Annotated in this window: 19 protein-coding genes; 11 read left to right on the top strand and 8 right to left on the bottom strand. The window is 35.3% G+C overall.

Features of this window, described 5'->3' with window-relative positions; translation table 11 throughout:
* Position 1 precedes the first annotated feature (1 nt).
* Together UABHE_RS20955 and UABHE_RS20950 are read left to right on the top strand one after the other, a co-directional pair.
* Positions 2–2,203: a tetratricopeptide repeat protein gene (locus UABHE_RS20955; protein WP_372365236.1), complete on the top strand. Its 2,202-nt coding sequence runs from the start codon at positions 2–4 to the stop codon at positions 2,201–2,203.
* A gap of 123 nt (positions 2,204–2,326) precedes the next feature.
* Positions 2,327–3,259 (top strand): TolB family protein, encoded by a 933-nt coding sequence (locus UABHE_RS20950; RefSeq protein WP_372365235.1) that lies wholly within the window; start codon positions 2,327–2,329, stop codon positions 3,257–3,259.
* 81 nt (positions 3,260–3,340) lie between these two features.
* Here the strand turns inward: UABHE_RS20950 and UABHE_RS20945 are convergent, their stop codons facing one another.
* Together UABHE_RS20945 and UABHE_RS20940 are read right to left on the bottom strand one after the other, a co-directional pair.
* Complete coding sequence (locus UABHE_RS20945) at positions 3,341–3,529, bottom strand: leucine-rich repeat domain-containing protein (protein ID WP_372371663.1); 189 nt, start codon at positions 3,527–3,529, stop codon at positions 3,341–3,343.
* Between the two features lie 126 nt (positions 3,530–3,655).
* The gene (locus UABHE_RS20940; protein ID WP_372365234.1) at positions 3,656–4,321 is read right to left on the bottom strand and encodes a glutathione S-transferase family protein; all 666 of its coding nucleotides are present in this window, start codon (positions 4,319–4,321) and stop codon (positions 3,656–3,658) included.
* 197 nt (positions 4,322–4,518) lie between these two features.
* On the opposite strand from UABHE_RS20940, the gene UABHE_RS20935 reads away from it, so the two are divergent.
* The 5 genes from UABHE_RS20935 to rplC all read left to right on the top strand — a co-directional run bounded on the left by UABHE_RS20935 (position 4,519) and on the right by rplC (position 7,761).
* On the top strand, positions 4,519–4,950 hold the full coding sequence (locus UABHE_RS20935; protein WP_372365233.1) for a winged helix-turn-helix transcriptional regulator: 432 nt from the start codon (positions 4,519–4,521) through the stop codon (positions 4,948–4,950).
* A 157-nt stretch (positions 4,951–5,107) separates the two neighbouring features.
* On the top strand, positions 5,108–5,383 hold the full coding sequence (locus UABHE_RS20930) for a recombinase family protein (RefSeq protein WP_372365232.1): 276 nt from the start codon (positions 5,108–5,110) through the stop codon (positions 5,381–5,383).
* Positions 5,384–5,407: 24 nt separating this feature from the next.
* Positions 5,408–5,707, top strand: a complete 300-nt coding sequence (locus UABHE_RS20925; protein ID WP_372371661.1) for a recombinase family protein — start codon at positions 5,408–5,410, stop codon at positions 5,705–5,707.
* Positions 5,640–6,752 (top strand): RNA-guided endonuclease InsQ/TnpB family protein, encoded by a 1,113-nt coding sequence (locus tag UABHE_RS20920; RefSeq protein WP_372371659.1) that lies wholly within the window; start codon positions 5,640–5,642, stop codon positions 6,750–6,752. Before UABHE_RS20925 ends, UABHE_RS20920 begins: the two co-directional genes overlap by 68 nt.
* A gap of 376 nt (positions 6,753–7,128) precedes the next feature.
* Positions 7,129–7,761: a 50S ribosomal protein L3 gene (gene rplC, locus UABHE_RS20915; protein ID WP_372371657.1), complete on the top strand. Its 633-nt coding sequence runs from the start codon at positions 7,129–7,131 to the stop codon at positions 7,759–7,761.
* 80 nt (positions 7,762–7,841) lie between these two features.
* Here the strand turns inward: rplC and UABHE_RS20910 are convergent, their stop codons facing one another.
* On the bottom strand, positions 7,842–9,170 hold the full coding sequence (locus tag UABHE_RS20910; protein WP_372365231.1) for an FAD-dependent oxidoreductase: 1,329 nt from the start codon (positions 9,168–9,170) through the stop codon (positions 7,842–7,844).
* Between the two features lie 304 nt (positions 9,171–9,474).
* Between UABHE_RS20910 and UABHE_RS20905 the strand changes: the two genes are divergently transcribed.
* The 3 genes from UABHE_RS20905 (at position 9,475) to UABHE_RS20895 (ending at position 13,180) form a co-directional block, all read left to right on the top strand.
* Complete coding sequence (locus UABHE_RS20905) at positions 9,475–12,123, top strand: zinc-dependent metalloprotease (RefSeq protein WP_372365230.1); 2,649 nt, start codon at positions 9,475–9,477, stop codon at positions 12,121–12,123.
* 162 nt (positions 12,124–12,285) lie between these two features.
* Positions 12,286–12,651, top strand: coding sequence for a hypothetical protein (locus UABHE_RS20900; RefSeq protein ID WP_372365229.1), 366 nt, complete (start codon positions 12,286–12,288; stop codon positions 12,649–12,651).
* A gap of 67 nt (positions 12,652–12,718) precedes the next feature.
* Positions 12,719–13,180: a YchJ family protein gene (locus UABHE_RS20895; protein WP_372365228.1), complete on the top strand. Its 462-nt coding sequence runs from the start codon at positions 12,719–12,721 to the stop codon at positions 13,178–13,180.
* Positions 13,181–13,255: 75 nt separating this feature from the next.
* Here UABHE_RS20895 and UABHE_RS20890 read toward each other — a convergent pair whose 3' ends face one another.
* Positions 13,256–14,287, bottom strand: a complete 1,032-nt coding sequence (locus UABHE_RS20890) for an ATP-binding protein (RefSeq protein ID WP_372365227.1) — start codon at positions 14,285–14,287, stop codon at positions 13,256–13,258.
* Between the two features lie 136 nt (positions 14,288–14,423).
* Between UABHE_RS20890 and UABHE_RS20885 the strand changes: the two genes are divergently transcribed.
* Entirely contained in the window at positions 14,424–14,795 is a 372-nt protein-coding gene (locus UABHE_RS20885; RefSeq protein WP_372365226.1) for a hypothetical protein, read from the top strand.
* 52 nt (positions 14,796–14,847) lie between these two features.
* Here the strand turns inward: UABHE_RS20885 and UABHE_RS20880 are convergent, their stop codons facing one another.
* From UABHE_RS20880 to UABHE_RS20865, 4 genes are all read right to left on the bottom strand, one after another.
* Positions 14,848–15,573 (bottom strand): hypothetical protein, encoded by a 726-nt coding sequence (locus tag UABHE_RS20880; protein WP_372365225.1) that lies wholly within the window; start codon positions 15,571–15,573, stop codon positions 14,848–14,850.
* A 255-nt stretch (positions 15,574–15,828) separates the two neighbouring features.
* Entirely contained in the window at positions 15,829–16,590 is a 762-nt protein-coding gene (locus UABHE_RS20875) for a TlpA family protein disulfide reductase (RefSeq protein WP_372365224.1), read from the bottom strand.
* An 18-nt stretch (positions 16,591–16,608) separates the two neighbouring features.
* Positions 16,609–16,785, bottom strand: coding sequence for a hypothetical protein (locus UABHE_RS20870; RefSeq protein ID WP_372365223.1), 177 nt, complete (start codon positions 16,783–16,785; stop codon positions 16,609–16,611).
* 99 nt (positions 16,786–16,884) lie between these two features.
* On the bottom strand, positions 16,885–17,385 hold the full coding sequence (locus UABHE_RS20865; RefSeq protein ID WP_372365222.1) for a hypothetical protein: 501 nt from the start codon (positions 17,383–17,385) through the stop codon (positions 16,885–16,887).
* Positions 17,386–17,396 lie beyond the last annotated feature (11 nt).

Here is a 17,396-nt window from a genome sequence, read left to right as displayed (position 1 = left end):
TGTGAGTGTCTCCCAAGATCCAGACAAAACCGTTAGATTTAATGTTCAGAAAAATTTTTATACTCGCGAACAAGACGCTTATGCTCCCTTGGCACAGGGAAGTTACTTTGGCCGTTACCTTGTCAACAAAGAGCTTGGGCGTGGTGGAATGGGAATTGTTTATCAAGCATATGATCCACAAATGAAGCGCATAATCGCACTTAAAGTGATCATGAATAAAAATGCAGGTAATCGCCAGCGCTTTTTTAAAGAATCGCAAACTATGGCGCAACTTAATCATCCTAATATTGTGAGGTTTTATGAGTTTGCTGAATTTCCACAACTACATTTTACCATGGAATACATTGAAGGTGTATCCCTCACAAGTTTGATCAAAGAACGATGCATGAAAACATCGTTTTTAGTAGGAATTTTGCGCCAAGTTTGTCAAGCATGCTCACATGCTCACAATAATAATATCCTACATCGGGACATAAAACCTGCAAATATCATTGTTGATAAAGAAGGCCAAACAAAGCTTTTAGATTTTGGATTAGCAAAATCAATACATGGGCAACAAGATCTTACCAATACCGGTGAAGCACTTGGAACTACTTACTACATGGCTCCAGAACAACTTGAAGGAAATCCCAATAAAAAAAGCGATATTTACTCATTTGGAGCTACACTATACGAGGCGCTTACTTGGCGTACTGTTTATCAAGGAACGACAAATATAAACATTATTGTCCAAATTTTAGAAAAGCCTCCTATTCCTCCACATCAACTAAATCCGGAAGTATGCCCGTATTTGGAAGCTATATGCCTTAAAGCGATTTCTCGTAGCCCGAGAAGACGCTACGAAAGTTTTCGACAATTAGACATCGAACTCAAAAATTACCAGCATAAACGCCCGATTATTGCACGGCAATACACAAAAATGGATTCTATACATACGCTCATAAAACAACATAAACTACTTTTTAGCTTTATCATTGTCTTTTTTACAACGGTCATTGGGTTTAGTGCGTTTTTGGCGATGGCTTACGAAAAGTTACAAACCAAAGAAATAGAGTTGCACAAAAGCAATAACGAATTGAGAAAACTCAATCGCGCAATGGTCGAAGCTCTTGACTATGCAAGACACAGTGAAGATCATCATAGTTTATTTTTTGATGCCTCTTTTTTGAAACCGCTTAAAGAAATTTTTAAGCAATCTATGAATTTAAAAACAGCAGAAGATTATGGTTTCTTGCGCGGTTTAGTACTCGGACAAACGGGAAATGACAAAGAAGTATTGCAAGCCATTTCTGACTATAATAATGTAATAAAAAATAATCCCAAATCGGCTTTGAGTTATTACAATCGTGCATTATTATACGAAAAAAGAAAAGATTATACACAAGCCCTTCGCGATTACGATACCTCTATTGCGCTCAATTCCAATTATGCTCGTGCCTACTACAATCGTGCCAGAATGCGTGAAGAAACTAAGAACTACCAAAAAGCGGTCAATGACTATACTAAAGCAATTGCGATTAATCCTCAATTTTATCAGGCTTATCATAATCGCGGAAGATTATTCATGCTTGAGGAAAAGTATTTATCTTCTACACAAGACTTTAAAAGAGCTATTGAGTACAATTCGAATTACCACCGCGCTTACGCAACAAGAGGAGATTTACTAGAAAGACAAGGTAAGCTCCAAGAAGCCGTAAATAGTTATTCTACAGCAATAGGTATAAAACCTAATATTTATTCGTACTATATCAATCGTGCCTATTTACACCGCTTACAAAAAAATTATGCACTTGCTCATCGCGACTATGAACAGGCTAGAAATATTGAACCAAAAAATTTTATGGCGTACAGTTATGCAGGAATGACATATCAAATGCAAGGAAGCAAGAAAAAAGCATTTAAGTTTTTTAATCGTGCGCTAGAATTAAATCCGCGTGATGCAGGAACGCGTTTATCACGCGGAATTTTATTACAATTAGCTGGAAAACTAGAAAAAGCTCTTGATGATTACCAAAGAGCCTTACGCGATGAACCACAACAAAAAGAAGGGTATTATCTACGTGGAAACCTGTTTCTACAATTAGGAAAGTATCACAAAGCGCTCGCCGATTGGAATAAAGCAGTCGAACTTTCTCATAGCGAATCACAACAGCTAATGAAAAAAATCCAAGAATTAAAAGCAGCTTTACGCGAGAACAACTAAAAATTTACAAAACGCGATTTGATTTTCACAATGAACAGATCTTTTGGTTGCTAGTCTGTTTATCTTTATTATATAATGTTCAAGTGTATTAAAAGTTGCTGTTCTGAAAAAATGGAGAATCAAATGCCCGGTTATATTTATAAATTTTTTGTAATTATTTTTGTTTTATGTGGTTTTGTTTGCAGTGAACTGCAAGAAGGTATTTATTTTTCGCGTAAAGGTGACGATGGATTTTGGTCGATATATTTTTGCTGCCTTGAAGACAAAGATATTACATCTGTACTTAGCGGTACCAATCACGACTATGGCACACCTTCACCTTCTCCAGATGGCAAATATTTAGCATTCACGACCAACAAACGCGGACGTTACGATCTAGTCTACTACGCTTTTGATAAAAAAAATGAGTGGAAATACATCACTTCGTTGGCAAATAATAGTCATCCTACTTGGTCTGCAGATAGTACAAAGATTGCTTATGTAAGTACACGTAACCAAAAAACTGAAATATTCGTGTATGATATTCTTACACAAAAAGAACATTCAATTACTAACTCTTTTGCCACTGCAGGGCAACCTAGTTGGCACCATAAGCAACAAAAAATTGCATTTTGTGGAAATCGTAGTATTGCTGCTTACGATGGACGCAACGATATTTTTGTTTTTGACTTCAAAAGTAAAAACTATACAAGAATAACTCCAGGAAACGATCTTATAAAAGAAAGCCACCCTGTGTGGCGCTTCGATGGCGCTCTGCTATTTGACCAAGCAAACATAGAGTACATTGGTGGAATGCCAATGGCAAAAGATTCGAGTATTATGGTGAGCGAAAAAAGTAAAATTTCTATTTTGGCAAACGGTACGCAGTTCTATTCTTATCCTGCAACAATTCCACAAACAGAAAATTTTGTTTTCTTAAGACATGAAGCTAATTTTCGTTTTAGCATTGTTTATTATGAAAGTGATCGCTTTATTACTGAATTAACTTTTGGACATACTGATCGAACACCACGCTTTGGCTACTATTCTTTGCAGAAAACGAGTGATTTAAAGTAAAGACTATCAACAACAAATACGAATATCAAGCTACATCACTTGTGAAAACAGCTAACTACTCACAACTTGAATTATGAGTAGTTAGCTGTTTTCTAAATAATAGATATTAAGCTGATTTAATTCTTTTGAGATCTCAGAAATTTGATTGTCTTGTAAACATAGATTTCGCAAAGAAGAGAGTTGGGCAAGTTCTTTAGGAATCTCAGAAATTTGATTGTCACTTAGATCTAATTTTTGTAAAGAAGAGAATTGAACAAGCTCTTTTGGGATTTCAGGTGTGTTATCATTGTCGAATATAACATAGACTTTCTAATTTGACTTAGTTATTTTTTTGCAATCAGACGCTCGATAAAAGCCTTATTGTTGTTAGGGCGTAATTGACGCCCTAACAACAATTTACTTGGCTTTTGATTTTAAATCAGCAACGAAAGCTTTTTCTTGCTTAAGTATCTCTTGGTAATGCTCACGCTCAATTACTCTAGCAAACCACTTTGCTAACTTCGGATATTTTTCTGCATCAATGTGATAATCTCCGTGAAGAAGATTACAAAAATTACTAGCGAGTGCTATATCTGCCAAGCTATAAGTATTATTGACAAAATAATCACTGTCCCCTAATTCACTTTCCAAATAACCGAGATATTTTGGAGCAGCTGCAAGCGCTTCTTCTACTACTTTTTCATCTGTAGGTGTACCAAACAAATAAGGCATAACCACTCTTTGACCAAAAATGCCAAAAACCAAAGCTGGTGCAAAAGAACTACTTGCGTATGCCTCAAACCATCTTGCGCGTGCACGATCGTATGGATCTTCGGGTAAAGCCGAATTATTTGGAAAACGTTCTTCTAAATAACTTACCATTACCGAACTATCATTAATTGCACGACCATCTTCATCTACCAACACAGGTATTTTGCCAAGAGGACTTATTTTTAAAAACTCTGCTTCTTGTGAAGGTGGAACAGGTACATGATCGTGCTCAACGCCTTTTTCAATCAAAAGTACTTTAATTTTGCGAACAAATGGTGAAAGAGTTACGCCATGAAGTGTCAATTTTCCCATTAAGAACTTCCTTAAAAGTAAGTTACCTATCAAAAATATACTCAAATTGATTTCGAAAAATCACTTGCAAAACACAAGTGACATTCTTAAAATAATATAGAATATACACCTAGATCTACTTGCAAAACGCAAGTGAATACACTATAATCATATTACTTGTAAAACGCAAGTGAAAATTTGAAAAAAATATAAATACTATGGATACTAAAAAATCACACATAAAAAAATCTGAATGCCCAATAGCCCATGCTCTCGATATTATCGGTGATCGATGGACACTTATCATCATAAGAGAGTTGATGTTTTTTGAGAAACATGAATTCGGAGAACTCTTAAATGTGCCAGAAAAAATATCAACAAATATACTAACAGATCGCTTAAAAAAACTAACATTTTTGGATGTTATCAATTGTATAGAACATCCTGATAACAAAACCAAAAAGTTGTATTATTTGACAGAAACAGGTTTGGGAATGGTTAATATAATGGTTGATGTAATTTTGTGGGCAGAAAAATATTTAGTAACTGTTCCTACAAATCCTATTATCGAGAGCATTAAAGAACGCCCAAATGAATTTATTGAGCAAGTCACTTGTGTAGTGAGAAAGTGGAAAAAAGATAATCTGTAACTAGGTTAGGGGATACCATCATTCAGATGGAAATGCTTTGAGCCCATTTCCATCTTCTAAAAGAGGTTGTTTACTAGTAATTATTATTTTAACATTTGCTAACAAATATTAAAAAGGTTAAAATAGGAGTGAAAAAGGGGTAAAAAAGGGGTAAAAAATGCAGTGGGTACCAAGTCGAGTAGCTTGCGAAATATTAGGAGTGCACGCAAATACTTTAAGAAACTGGGACAAAAAAGGACTTATCAAAACAATACGCACAAAATCAAACCAACGAAGATACAATTTGGAAAGTATATTAGGTAATAAAAAGCCAAAGAAAAAAGTATGTTATTGTCGCGTATCGAGCAGTAAGCAAAAAGACGACTTGGAAAGACAAAAGAAGTTTATGAAGGAAAAGTATCCAAATCATGAAATCATCACCGACATTGGATGAGGGCTCAACTTCAAACGAAAAGGGCTGCTCAAAGTACTGGAACAAGGACTTAGAGGAGAAATCGAAGAAGTACTTTGTACCCACAGAGACAGACTTAGTAGATTTGGATATCGACTTATCCAGTGGATTATGGAAATCGGTGGTGGGCGAGTCGTGGTTCTCGAAGAAGATAAAAGTAGTGCACAACAAAAGCTCACAGAAGATCTTATGTCGATCATATACGTATTCTCGTGTAAACTTCACGGAATGCGAAGGTATAGCAGTAAAAAGAAGCAGGAAAATAAGATTCTATCCAAACAAAAAACAGCGGCAACTTCTACGTAACTGGTTTGGTTGCGCTCGGTTTGTTTACAACAAAACGATTCACTATCTAAAACAGCCAAATACAACTGCAAGCTGGATGAAAATCAAGAAACAAATACTTGATGATCTACCTGAGTGGTCAAAAGAAACTCCTTTTCAAATCAAATCAATTGCTATTAAAGATGCGTGCAAAGCTGTACAAAATGCCAAAAAGAAGTTCGCAAAAACTGGTAAAGTGCAGGAAGTGAAATTCAAAAGTCGCAAAAAACGCGATGAGTGCATCTACATTCCAAAAAGTGCTGTAAAGCAAGATTCCTTTTATAAACGCAAAATGGGAAAATTGTTACTTCGCGAAGTTGTTGGTAAAGCTTATTTTGATTGCCGCGTTGTTTTCCAACAAGGACGTTTTTTTCTTGTTAAGCCTGAAGGCAAACCTGTCATGAAACCTGAAAATCAAAGGAGTGACATCGTTGCCTTAGATCCAGGAGTTCGATCTTTTCAAACTTTTTACACCAAACACAGTTGTGGCAAAGTCGGCTGTGGTGATTTTGGTCGTATTGTGCGACTATGTCATCATCTCGATCAACTTACCAGTCGCATATCGAAAGCAAAATCACGACGTAAAAAGCGTATGAAAAAAGCCGCTGATTGCATGCGATGGAAAATCAAAGATCTCATCAGCGAAATCCATCACAAAACTGCCAATTTCTTGTGCAAACATTTTGAAATTATTATTATACCACCTTTTGAAACCAGCCAAATGGTGCTACGTTCAAAGCGAAAAATACGCTCAAAAACAGTCAGAGCAATGCTCAACTGGTCGCACTTCAAGTTCAAAAATACTTTGAAGTCTAAAGCTGAGCTCTTGTCTTCTATTGTTATCGAACAAAACGAAGCATATACCTCCAAAACTTGTAGCTCTTGTGGCTATGTTAAAGAAAATATCGGTGGACACAAGTTTTTTAATTGCTCTTCTTGTAAGAAACGTATTGATCGCGATTTTAATGGAGCGCGTGGAATCTTTCTACGTGCATTGGGAGATAACCCCTGGCTGCATTCTTTGTAGCTTGCATTTGTTAGCATTTGTTAACAAAAATTTATCGGTAACGATGAATAATTTCAACCATGAACATCTTGATTTTAAAATAATTCTCCAATTTTGTGATTCTTACAGATAAAATTGTAGAGAATTAAAGTAATCTACCACAATATGAATTAGTTTTAGTGTAATCCTTGTGTGTAATTCGTTAAGTGCAAAATAGATTTATGTTTTTTCTTGACAAAGCAGATATAAAAACTAGAATTGCCGTGCACTCTTTGTTAAGAGTTTGTATTAAATGATAGGCTTGTTAGTCTATTAGTTGAGTTCTTGAAATTTTCGGAAATTACGACATACTTCAGAACTAAATTTGTTTCTTATTAGAAAGAAGGACAAAGTCATGATTTCAGCCATCTTAGGCAAGAAAGTCGGAATGACACAGATCTTCAAACGCGGAGACTGTATTCCAGTAACAGTTATTGAAGTCGGCCCATGTACTGTACTTCAAGTAAAGACCCAAGAAAAAGATGGGTACACTGCTCTACAACTAGGTTATAATGATAAAAAAGAAAAGCGTTCTACAAAAGCAGAACTAGGTCATGCTAAAAAGGCTGGCGCTGCTGCTGCTAAAAAATTCGTGAGAGAAATTTCATGGAATGGAGAAGGCGAAGTAGAAGCAGGTAAAGAAATAACAGCAGCAGATGTTACTGATTTCAAAATAGTAGACGTTTGTGGTGTATCTAAAGGTAAAGGTTTTCAGGGAACTGTAAAACGTTACGGTTTTAAAGGTGGACCGGCAAGTCACGGACAAGGTGATCGTTTACGTTCACGTGGTTCTATCGGTTCTTCAGCTACTCCTGCTCGCGTTTTCAAAGGTATGAAAATGGCCGGGCAAATGGGAAATAAAAACTGTACCGTTCGCAATTTAGAGGTAGTAGAAGTTGATACAGAAAAAGGCCTTATAGTTGTAAAAGGTGGAGTTCCTGGATACAATGGTTGCCACCTACTTATTAAAAAGAGTTTATTAGATAAGTAGTAGGTTAAACATACCTTACAAAACAACGATCTCTATTTAGAGATCGTTGCGTAAGCTCATTATATCAAAAAATTTTGCCATTAACGCTTTTCAAGAATACTATCTTTCCATTCTTTATAACTACTATACTCGGATTTATTTTGTAGATCTCCGACGAACGTTGTTATTCGCGCATAATCCTCATCACTTATTCCGGATTTACTTCCTAAATATTGATATATTTCCTGCATTTTATTTGCAATATCTTCTGTTTCTTTTTCCCAGCTTTTAGCGATTTCTTCTTGCGAATCTTGGTTGATCGAACTCGCAATAAAACCTCCCATATTTTTAGCATGTTTATTCGAAACCATGATGTTACCTTTACCAGTAACTGCATTTCCAACACCGTAAACCCCGTCATATTTAGTTATGGATCCAGTTACAGTATCAGAAATATCATAGGTTTCCCATTTCATAGGAATTTCCTCTATTGGCTGTGGAATACTACCTATAGAACTCACCACAAAGTTTGTTTCAACATACACTTCTTCGGTAGTTTTTTCTAGCTTATCACCATCGTATCTCATTTTGAAAAAAGTAATTCCACATACGTTACCATTTTCATTGTGTATTTCCTTTGGTAAAGAGAGCGGTTGTACTTCAAAAAAATATTTTTTATGCGCGTTGGCTAATATTTTTTTGCGAACATTTTGTACTTTTTCTTTCTTTTCTGGAGTACAACCTTTTGGCATTTCTGCTAGAGGCATATCAATATCACGTCGGCGATAATAGATACAAGCGGGTTTGATATTTAATTCTTCATATTTTATATCAAAATTACTTAGATATTTGGGAATTCCCTTGTGTTCCATTTCGATAATATCAGCTTCAATTCCACGCTCTGAAAGTCTTTGCTTTACCGTTTCCAATTGACAAACTTTCGCAACATCAATAGAAGCAAGGCCACCACCGATAACAACAGCACCTTCTTTAATAGGGAATGTTTCCCCTTCGTAGTTTTTTTCGTGGTAGTGATTAAACCAGTAAATAAGAGGATTTTGATAACAAAAACTCGAGTTTTCTATTTCTTCTAACCCTTCTGCTGAAAGAGGTCTATCTTTCCATGCGCCACTTGCTAACACCACCGCAGAAAAATTAAAATCTAAAATTTGCTGTAAACTAATGTCTTTTCCTAGCTTACAGTTCGGTACAAATTGAACATTGCTCTGCGAAAGTTTTTCATCGATTTTCTTTATTTCACGATCTTGTAATTTTCCGTGCCAGCGTGGTAAACCGTCTTCTATTTTTCCATAAGGCAGAGCGTTTTGTTCAAAAACAACAACGTCAATCCCCTTTGAAGTCAGTTGATGTGCTGCTTCAGAACCAGCGCATGCCCCACCAACCACAGCAACTATTTGTTTTTTTTTCATCGCACTCTCTTCAAGAATTTAAGTTTTTTGTATTATTTTGTATTTTAATAGCATATCTAAATAGTATATCTAAATGAATGAATACCATCAATATGTTTTAAAAGATAGTTGTTTTATAACGACAAAATACATAGAATAAAGTGACCAGCCAAAAAGTTTTGCTAGGTGCTAAAAGCTTTAATTGGATAACACCATTTTTACCTTAAGAGAGGAGATGTGAGGGGGATTTCGCGTTATACATTAATTTTGTAATAAACTCTAAAGAAAATCTAAACGCAAAATACAAAACCCTTGCCAAAACATAATGAAAAAATACTTGGTTGTAACACTACTTTTTGCTTTTATAACGGCAACCATTGTTGTCGCTGATGAGAAAAAAGAAAAACCTGAATTTCCATCAGTAGATAAAATAGTCAAAAAGATGACACCGTTAAAAGGTTTTTTATCTTTATACAAAAAAAATGAAGAACTGTATGCTTTGGTTCCATCAAGTAAATTTAATAAACCGTTTTTACTAGCAATGACTATTTCTAGTGGTGTTTACGGCGGAATGCAGTGGGATCACATGATGGTTTACTGGCAAAAACAAGGAAAAAAACTGCTCCTTATGCGTCCTGATTTACGTTATCGAGCGGAAAAAACAACAATGAAGAATGTTGTTAATCGCACCTTCCCTGCTACTATTATTCGCGCAGTTCCCATCATTGGTAAAAATGGAAGCAACTACTTAATTGATTTAGCTGGTATTTTCAAAAGTGACATTGCTGGGTTATCAGCAGTCGCACCCTTTTTAATAGGTGGTAGACTACAATTAAACCCTACTTTAAGCTCATGGAATAAGGTAAAAGTATTTCCTTCTAATATCGAATTAGGAGTAAAATTAGCTTTTACAGGAACAAAATTTACTGGCGACGAAAACTTCACTGACACTACAGATCCAAGACGCAGTTACCCTTTGTCTGTCCATTTTAGTTTAGCAAGTATCCCTTCTAGTGGTTACAAGCCAAGAGTTGCCGATTCGCGCGTTGGTTATTTTGGGGTTGCGGTTAAAGATTTTTCTAAAAAATACAATGAGCGGAATAAGTTTAATCGTTACATCAATCGTTGGCATTTAGAAAAAATTGATTCTTCTCTAGAGCTTTCGCCAGCAAAAAATCCAATTATTTTTTACATTGAAAAAACAGTTCCTTACCGCTATCGCAAACATGTAAAAGAAGGCATTTTGGAATGGAATAAAGCTTTTGAGAAAATAGGGATCGTCGATGCCGTAATAGTCCGTCAACAAACAAAGACACAATTTGCTGATCTTGATCCCGAAGATGCGCGCTATAACTTTTTTCGTTGGACAACAAATGAATTGGGTTTTGCAGCTGGTCCTTCGCGAGTCAACCCAATGACAGGTCAAATTCTCGATGCCGATATTATTTTCGATGACAGCATGTTACGCTATGCTGCCAGTTCTCATAATTCAATGAACAATGCTCTTGCTCTTATAAAAAGTGATGCAAAATTTTCGAAAATGATTGAGCGTCTTGGTAAGCTTAGTCCATTGAAACGTTTACAACATTTAATTCCACAAAAAGAACAAATAAGATTACAACACAAACAAAATTTACTCTCTGTTATGCGCAAGCGCAATATACCAGTTTGTACACACGGAGAACATAAAGGTCAACAGTTACGCCTTGCATATGGCATGATGAGAGCTGCTGGTAAAAAAGATGTACCTTTGGCGTTTATTGGACAATTTATAAAAGAAGTTACCATGCATGAAGTTGGACATACTTTAGGGTTGTATCACAATTTTAAAGGTAGTAGTTGGTTATCTATTGATAAAATCAATAGTAGTGATAAGCCAGCAGCCACTTCTGGTTCGGTAATGGATTATAATCCAATCAACTTTGCTCCAAAAGGGACTACACAAGGAAATTATTTAACGACTACTCTTGGTCCTTACGATTATTGGGCTATTGAATACGGTTACAAACAAGTAAAAGACGCAGAACTACAAAAAATAGCAATGCGCTGTGCTGAAGATGGTCTTTCTTATGGAAACGATCTATACGCTTCGATTGTTGACTCTGATCCTTTTATTTTTCGCTGGGATTTAAGTAGTGACCACATTGCTCACGCAAAACAAAATATGAAACTACTGCAACAGTTATCGAATGATATTTTGCAGCGCTATGTTTCAAAAGGAGAAGAATTTCATCCTGTTCGCCAAGCTTTTGATATGCTTCTTGCGGAGAATGCCTATAGTTGTATTGTTGTTGCACGTAGCATTGGCGGACAATTTCTACACTGGGATCACAAAGGAGATCCTAATGCGCGCGCACCTTTTGTAGTAGTAAAAGCAGAAGAGCAAAGAAAAGCTCTACAGTTTTTAAACCAGACGATTTTTACTTCTCCTAATTTTTCTTCAGAAGTTTTAAATCACCTTGCACCAGGAACTTGGTGGCATTGGGGAACTAATGAACTCGACGCTATCGCAACTTACCCAGTACATGACATGGTAACCGCTTATCAAACTCTCATATTATTTAATTTAATAGAGCCTATGACCTTAATGCGTTTAAGCAACTCACCACTACAGGTAAAAAAGGGTGAAGAAATTTTCACCATTGCAGATCTACTTGATGGCCTTACAGACGGCATGTGGGTTGAACTAAACGCATTCGACAAAGAAAAGAAGTATAGCAATTCAGAACCCCTTATCTCTAGCTTTCGTCGCAATCTACAACAAGTATATTTGAGTTTTTGGATATACTATCTACTTGATGATGAGATGCAAATGCCAATACCAGCAGATGCAAAAAGCGTAGCGCTAAAAAATCTGAGTTCGTTATTAGAAAAAATACAAAATATTTTAGAAAACAAAGATAATTTGGATAGTACTTCTTTAGCACATTTACTAAAGAGTAAATATCATATAACTGAATTTATTGATGAATAAATTTAGTACATCGATTCATTAATTTGTGTATCATAACACGGATAATTTTGAGTGTTCATTCAGACACTTTGAATATAAAGAATTTTGAGTCAATGTACTTGGCACAGTGTTACATTAGTTTTGAATTTTAGTATATGCAAAATGAATAAAGAAAGTATATAAATGATAGATAAAAGCAATTTTGTAATATTTACCTACGATATTATTACAAGTGAGATTGATAGCAATTGCCAAATGAACGACCCTTGTTTGCAAAGGTCTATTGAGGAATTGTATAGCAATTCTCCTGTAAGTGATGACAAATACAAATCGTTCCTTATTGCAACATATAAAACAATGGAAGAAGTTGCGCCACTCATTTGCGAAATGGATATGCAAAGTACAATGACTGCGGGAGAGGTAAAATCTATTGATGGTGTATGGGAAGATTTACTTATTAAAAATGGATTTTCTGAAACTATAGCAAATACCATTGTTGAGAAATACAGTTACGACTTTATTCAAGCTTTACAAAACGAAGAAGAGTAGAGTGTGTTGGTTCTAATAAAAACGCTTGCTTTCTAAACCAAAGCAAGCGTTTATTTTGGGAGATTTTATGGGTACTACAGAACAATGTCCTTGCCAATCAAAAACAGCATATGCTGATTGTTGTGCACCGATTATAGAAAAAAAGAAACAAGCTGACTCTGCAGAAGTATTAATGCGCTCTAGATATACAGCATATGTAAAAAGTTTTGCACAACACATTATTGATACAACTCATCCTGATCATCGCGATGATTGCGATGAGGAATCGATTCTTGCTTGGTCCAAAGGTGCAAAATGGAGTGGATTAGAAATTGTAAATTCTTCAGAAGGATATGTTGAATTTATTGCTCACTTTTCCGAAAAAGGTATACAAAAACAACATCATGAAAAATCTACTTTTAAACAAATTGAAGGAGAGTGGTTTTTCGACGAAGGAAAAGTAATGGCCATGAAAGTAAATAAAGTTGGGCGTAATGACCCATGTTCTTGTGGAAGTGGTAAAAAATACAAAAAATGCTGCGGAAAATAACCAGGGAACGTTCGACTACTCTTGACTTCAAATTCCATATGCCAATTCACAACTACCGATTTGTCGTACTAAATTTCATATTTTAGATATTTTGTGTAAATATTTTCTTAATGGTTCTTCTAATAGCTGGACGATGGGAGATACAATTTCGCGATTTGAAAGTTTGGCTTTCACTGGTCCAGCAAACTGTGGTTGTTTTAGAATTATATGTATGGCAGCAACTGTTGGCTTCCATTTGCAGTTGCGTAAAGCTTTTTTTAGCGCATTTACGTGAGAACCATGCTCGCAAGTAGATGTTCCATTCACCCAGGAAAGCCATAATCCTTTTCTTTTTCTTTGACCGATAGCTGCTACTTGAATAAGGAAATCTTTCGTTTCCCTATAAAAAGAAAATGGTGGTGTATACTGCATAGTATGATCAGCATAAAAATCATAAAGACAAATAAAGTCAGTTAGACCATTTTTACTGAGGAACTTTTCGCGATTATAATTAATTTCTAAGCCTGGAAACAGATGAGCACATTGAAAAAGGGAACTGCGTAAGCTTTCTCTATGTATGTCAGATATTGGAAAAATTGTTCTATCAGGAGTGAAAGTGAAAGTAGTACCTTTGCCTTTTTTCTTCTCTACGCAACTGTTTTCAATAACACCTCTTTTATATATTTGCGTCCATTTTTGATTATTCTGAAAGCTTTCTACCACAAGTCGTTCACTAAGCGCATTTACAACAACCATGCCAGCACCAGTATACTGTAAGTGAATGTGTGGAGCATGTCCATCGCTAGTCGCAGAATTATGATATTCTGTTAAATATTGGTGCGCTAAACTGTATTTCGACTGCGGTGCCTTTACCAAAAAGGGAAGACCTGGTCCATCATCACCTACAATAATTTGATTTTTGGTTACTTTTATTTTTACACGTCGTGCTTTATTTCTTAAAAATAAATCAACTGTATTTGCCACGAGTTCCTTTACCAAATGTTCTATACCTTTTTGACAAGTAGATCCGATATACATTCCTGGACGCTTACGAATGCATTCCATCGTATTCATGCTTACAATTTTTGCCGCGGGGTAATATTCCTCATTTAGCGAATGATTTGTCATCAGTTGAATTCCATTAAATTAGTTTTTAAATTCAAGTTTATTAAAAAAGTATTTGAAATATGAATCAAGATATCGTAAAGTCGAATTAGGTACTTTTGTAAGGGTAATTTTAGGTTTGCGGTTTTAGGAGAAATAGATGTTGCGATATAAAGTTTATATTGTAGTAGCTTTGCTACTACTTATCAACACTCAACATTATATAAATCCATGCTGCATTCAACTTCAAAATTCACAGGAATGCAACAAAGCTCAAGCGTCGGACTGTTGTAACGCCGACACCTCTTCATGTTGCGAAACAAACACTGACAATGCTCAAGAGTGCTGCATATGTTGTGAAGATACCAGCAGCAGTATCAATTATACAGTTTTAGAGCAAAGAGTTATCTTTTACAAACACCTTTCATCTAACATAGTTTTTTTACCTACAAAAAAAACTACTTTGTTTGTATACCAACCAATACTTCCTCCAACAAACATATTACAACAATCATCTATTCTTTTGTGTTGATCCAAAAAATATCTACCTCATATAACAATTAAAAATCAGCATATTACAACTATTATTTCGTATCTACTCGTATGTATTTTGCGAAACTGAATATGCTATAGTAAATTTTATATACAGATATTACTTGGAGAATTACCATGAAAAATACAATTATACTTATACTCTCAATTACAGTCGTTTTCCTTGCTCCACTTAGTTTTGCTGATGCTACTTCTTGTTGTGATGGCAAATGTACTGAAAGTAGTTGTTGTGATACTGAGTGCTGTGCTGATGGGTGTTGTGCTAAAGAAGATGCAGCGTCTTGTTGCGATGGCAAATGCGCTGATGGTAAATGTTCTTGCAAAGAAGAATGTTGTGCTGATAAATGTTGCACTAAAAAAGCCGCAGAGTCTTGTTGTGATGGCAAATGCGCTGATGGTAAATGTTCTTGCAAAGAAGAATGTTGTGCTGATAAATGTTGCACTAAAAAAGCCGCAGAGTCTTGTTGTGATGGCAAATGCGCTGATGGTAAATGTTCTTGCAAAGAAGAATGTTGTGCTGATAAATGTTGCACTAAAAAAGCTGTAGAGTCTTGTTGTGATGGCAAATGCGCTGATGGTAAATGTTCTTGCAAAGAAGAATGTTGTGCTGATAAATGTTGCACTAAAAAAGCCGTAGATTCTTGTTGTGATGGCAAATGCGCTGATGGTAAGTGTTCTTGTAAAGAAGAATGTTGCGCTGATAAATGTTGCACTAAAAAAGCAGAGTCTTGTTGTGATGACAAATGTACTGATGACAAGTGTTCTTCTAAAGAAGAATGTTGCACTAGTAAATGTGCTGACAAAAATGAATGTTGTACCAACGATTGTAGCTGTTAGTAAGTTTTAGTAAAATTAAAGTTCTAGGTCCGTTAAATTTAGCAGACCTAGAACTAAGAGATGCAGCAAAACATAATCTACCGTTTTACATTACTTTTTAGCCATCACCGCCACATCCCTAAAATATAAACTAGTAATCAAATCCAAAATAATCGCACGTTCATAACGAATTAGGCTTATGGCCAACTACTTTCCAATGTTTTTGCCCAATCCAGTGCATTCTGTGCTGCTTTTGTACCATCATATTTCTTGGCAAATTTTTTCAATACTAATGCTAAACGTGCTTTATCTTTACTTTTACGAGGAATTTTTGATACCATTTTTGCTAGTTGTTTTGTAGCACGATATTCTTTTTTATTATCTCTATTTTTTATTTCTTTTTGAATCTCATATGCTTTTTTTGCGGTATCTGTTCCAGACCACTCTTTTTGAAGTTTAGAGGTCATGATATAAGCTTGAGCTAGCTCACCTTTACTTACAAGACTCTTTGTATGTTCAAGTTGTCGCGTAGCTATTTTGGCGAGATAACTGACCATATCTTTAGCGGTGTCTATCTTTTCTGAATTTTTATCAGCGTATTTGTAAGCTTTGCCGTATTTCTTTTTCAATATATTGTTAATCGCGGACTTTGAACAACCTTTAAATTTTTTGTAGAAAAATAAGCTACGTTCTTTTAGAAGTTCTTCTATTTTTTTATCACTAACACCTGAAGGACGACCAGACCAAGCAATAGAACCATCGGCGGCAATAATATGAGCCTGTGGTATTCCTCTCATGTTTGGAAAACCACGCTGAGAAGATTTGGTATAAACTTTATAATCCATGTTAGTGTGGTGCACAGAAAAGGCTTTTACAATATCAACATTTTCCGCAGTAACTGCAATCACTGATAAACCTTTTTCCCCATACTTCTTGTCTAATTTATTTAAGTGCGGCACGGCACTTCGACAAGGGCCTCAGGTAGTTGCAAACATTTCAACAAAGATAACATCGCCAAGATGATCTTTAAATTGCGCACGGTCATCATTGTTAAAAATACTCGAACTTGTAAGTGAAACTTTCGATTGTATTTCACTATCGCACCACGCTATACTGCAAGCTACAACAACTAAAATTAAAAATAGCTGTTTCATTTACTCTCCTTTAAAATTTAAGTAAGTGGCTTGAATTTTTTCAAGCCACAACTACAGTGCTACAAAATTTTTTGAACAAACTAATGTACTACAGTTAAATTACTTAGATAATACCGAGTTCAAGTTTTCGTATACTTTCATTATATAAATATTTTTATGTTGATTAAAGAATTCTTTATCAAGTTTCTTATCTGTAAAATCTTTTTCTTCTGTTGTTTCATAAACAAATTTTTTGACACTAATTAATTCCTCAGCACTTAACTTTCTATTTTGTAAACAGTGCTCAATTTCTTGTGCGTATTTTGCTTTTTCTGCTTCGTTGTTTATTACAGGCTCTAGTCTTTGGTAGATATAATCTAAATATAACCTTACTTTATCGCGAACAATATCCTTTTTAAATGACTCAAAACCATTTTCATCTGCAAAAATAGGTTCTAGTACCGTTTTAGCTTCTTGGTATTTTTTTGTTGTAAGTGCGTTAAAATTTAGATCTGTAGTTTTATCTTGTGCTAGAAGAAAAAAAGCTCCCATAGCCACAAGTGCAATAATTACAATTAGAAGTACAACGGCATTTCCTTTTGCTTTATTTGATATAATCATATTGATGATCC

It is taken from the genome of Candidatus Uabimicrobium helgolandensis (assembly GCF_041508025.1).
Taxonomy (GTDB): Bacteria; Planctomycetota; Uabimicrobiia; order Uabimicrobiales; family Uabimicrobiaceae; genus Uabimicrobium; species Uabimicrobium helgolandensis.
Note: the sequence above shows the minus strand (reverse complement) of the source record. Positions and strands in the feature narration are given on the sequence as shown.